Below are 2,716 nucleotides of genomic sequence, written 5' to 3' on the forward strand. Positions count from 1 at the left end.
CGATGAATGGAACCCATTAAATGCTCTTGTTCCATTCCTTGCAAGGTTCGCTACATGTTCTTTGGGATTGAATACCTTGATCTGTCCCAAGGATTGGCCTGGACCTGAATTAGGCGTGAGGGCGATGATGCGCCTGTCCAAGGACAGCACGATTTTTGGGAGAGGATGGATATCGCCTTATCCGAAGTTGAACGACGCCAATCTGCTTCTGCCGTTCGACGATCTTCCCAGGCTAGGGAAGCCCAAATGAAAGAGGCCGCCAACTGAGGCGGCCTTTGTTCTTGAATTTTAAACGGCCCCAAGAGGGGGCCGCCAACCCGTCTGGCGGGTTTTCCACCAGCAGTCGGGGGGGCACCTTTCGGCTGGAGGCGCGAGCAAACGCGCCGTCAAGCCGATTGTTCCCCAAGGTGTTCTCTTGGCGGAACGCCCCGGCCTTTATTCGCTACACCCACAACGAGTTAATCCTAAACACGCATGAACAGGTTGTGGCAGTTCGCGAACAAAATAGGCCACTTCGAAATTCAACTTAGGCCACTAGGGGTTAAAGCAGGCCAGCGCCAAAATCCGCAAAAGAACATATTGCGAACTTGGAACAAATGGGGTACATTGCTTTTATCGCCGGCCCGCCTCGCCAATCGTTTGTCCCCCTAGCGAATCCTCGCCATAAGGAGCACGACCCAATGTCCGCAACTGCCCTGCGTATCGTCGAAGGATCTTCCATGGACAAGAGTAAAGCTCTGGCCGCCGCGCTCTCCCAGATCGAGCGCCAGTTCGGCAAGGGTTCGGTGATGAAGCTGGGCAAGAACGACCGGTCGATGGACGTCGAGGCGGTGTCCTCCGGTTCCCTCGGGCTCGACATTGCGCTCGGGATCGGCGGCCTGCCGAAGGGGCGCGTCGTGGAAATCTACGGGCCGGAATCCTCGGGCAAGACCACGCTGGCGCTGCACACGGTGGCCGAAGCGCAGAAGAAGGGCGGCATCTGCGCCTTCATCGACGCCGAGCACGCGCTCGACCCGGTCTATGCGAGGAAGCTCGGGGTCAACATCGACGAGCTGCTGATCTCGCAGCCTGACACCGGCGAGCAGGCGCTTGAGATCTGCGACACGCTGGTGCGCTCGGGTGCGGTGGACGTTCTGGTGGTCGATTCGGTCGCGGCGCTGGTGCCGAAGGCCGAGCTCGAGGGCGAGATGGGCGAATCGCTGCCGGGCCTCCAGGCGCGGTTGATGAGCCAGGCGCTGCGCAAGCTGACGGCGTCCATCAACAAGTCCCACACCATGGTGATCTTCATCAACCAGATCCGCATGAAGATCGGTGTGATGTATGGCTCACCGGAGACCACCACCGGCGGCAACGCGCTCAAGTTCTACGCCTCCGTCCGCCTCGATATCCGCCGCATCGGCRCGATCAAGGAGCGCGACGAAGTCGTCGGCAACACCACGCGCGTCAAGGTGGTGAAGAACAAGCTGGCGCCGCCCTTCAAGCAGGTCGAGTTCGACATCATGTACGGCGAGGGCGTCTCCAAGATGGGCGAGATCCTCGATCTCGGCGTCAAGGCCGGCATCGTCGAGAAATCCGGCGCCTGGTTCTCCTATGACAGCCAGCGCCTCGGCCAGGGCCGCGAGAACTCGAAGGCGTTTTTGAAGGCCAACCCCGACATCACCGCCAAGATCGAGACCGCGATCCGCCAGAACTCCGGCCTGATCGCCGAGCAGATCCTGGCCGGCACGCCGGAGCGTGACGCCGACGGCGAGGAGCCGGCGGACGAGTAAGTCTTAACGCGAAGAGTTTTTCGCGAGGAGCGGGCGCTGAGGACGTTGAGTTGCCGACGTCTTCGGCGCCCGTTTCGTTTTGCGTGGGGGTGGGCGTTCGCGATGAAGCGTATGATCCTGACYAGTTCGTCCGGCGTCGGTCTCACCTACGCCGATCGCGCCGACATGGTTGTCCCGCTCATCTTTCGGTTCGTGTCGGGGCCATTGCCCACGTCGCACCATCTTGATGAATTTCTCGACGGACGCCTCAATCCCGGTATTCCGGAAGTGATCTGGGCCGACCTCGTTAGCCGGTCGCCTCAAACCGGTCTCGCACACAAGAATGTTGCGTTGGTCCGGTTCTGCGAGATTTACGGTGTCGAGCTTATCGAGCTTTGGTTTGATCCCAGCCCGAACAATCAATTGCAGTTGATCTGGATCCTCGATTATCTCCGCGCCGAACCCTACATGGCCGAGCGCCTGAAATTGCGACTCGTCGATTTCGATTTGCTCGGCGCAGACGTCGCCGGGCTTCGCGAGCGTACCGTGCGGGCGCTCGATGTGACGGAGCGCGACTTCGAGGTTGCCCGCATGGCCTGGGAGGCCTACCGCGCGCCAACGCCTGAGCTCTGTTTCGGGCTCCTGAGCAGGGATTTCCCCGGCTACCCTTCCTGAAGCCGGCCCTGGAGCAATTGTTGGCCGAACTGCCGTCGCCGACAACTGGATTGGGTGCGACGGAAGCGCGGCTGCTCGAACTGATCGCGAAGGGGCACAACCGTACCAAGGAGCTGTTTCAGCCGGGCGGGCTGCCCGAAACTCGTGTGTTCGACCAGTGGGAGCTGGGCCCTTTGCTTGAAGGGCTCGCGTCCGGTCCGATGCCGGCGGTCGCCGGCCTCGATTCCAAGCTCGCGACGCTCGCTCCGCACGATGCGCGCGGCCGCAACGCCGCTTTTCGCCGGAGCCGGCTG

Annotated in this window: 3 protein-coding genes and 1 pseudogene; all 4 read left to right on the forward strand. The window is 61.2% G+C overall.

The genetic code is table 11. From position 1 onward, the window contains the following. The coding region (locus AC1D00_RS35395) for a hypothetical protein (protein WP_477013863.1) at nucleotides 1-250 on the forward strand (250 nt) is incomplete at its 5' end. A 430-nt stretch (nucleotides 251-680) separates the two neighbouring features. Continuing rightward, nucleotides 681-1,769, forward strand: coding sequence for a recombinase RecA (recA, locus tag AC1D00_RS35400; RefSeq protein WP_477013864.1), 1,089 nt, complete (start codon nucleotides 681-683; stop codon nucleotides 1,767-1,769). Between the two features lie 102 nt (nucleotides 1,770-1,871). Then, entirely contained in the window at nucleotides 1,872-2,423 is a 552-nt protein-coding gene (locus AC1D00_RS35405) for a hypothetical protein (RefSeq protein ID WP_477013865.1), read from the forward strand. Nucleotides 2,424-2,443: 20 nt separating this feature from the next. Beyond that, nucleotides 2,444-2,716 (forward strand): annotated as a pseudogene (locus AC1D00_RS35410) (hypothetical protein); the annotation flags it as partial.

The organism is Bradyrhizobium sp. P2_E8, from assembly GCF_056403875.1.